We start from the raw sequence: 296 nt of genomic DNA, 5'->3' as shown, positions 1-296 counted from the left end.
CCGGGGGGCCGGCGGTCGGTGGTTTGCTGGTCGGCTGGATTGGCGCGGGTTGGGCCTACGGTTGCGCGGCGGCCTTGTCGGCGCTGGCCGTCGCGTTGCTGGCGGGACTGCGCGAACCGCCGCGCGCGGCCGCTCCCGCGCGCCACTTCATGCTCGAACTGCGCGACGGCACACGCTTCGTGCTGCGCGACGAGTTGCTGCGGCCGATGCTCGCGACCGCGGTGTTCTTCAACCTCGGCTTCTTTATCCTGCAGGCGGTGTATGTGCCGTACGCGGTGCATCGGCTGGGGCTGAGC

Annotated in this window: 1 protein-coding gene; it reads left to right on the top strand. The window is 71.3% G+C overall.

Going from position 1 to position 296, the window contains the following annotated elements; translation table 11 throughout:
- Positions 1–296, top strand: a 296-nt coding sequence (locus CIC12_RS03895) for an MFS transporter (protein ID WP_168662350.1), incomplete at both ends; no start/stop codon positions are given.

It is taken from the genome of Paraburkholderia sp. SG-MS1 (assembly GCF_012275575.1).
Lineage (GTDB): Bacteria > Pseudomonadota > Gammaproteobacteria > Burkholderiales > Burkholderiaceae > Paraburkholderia.
The sequence above is the reverse complement of the archived record's forward strand: the minus strand, read 5'-3'. Positions and strand labels throughout refer to the sequence as shown.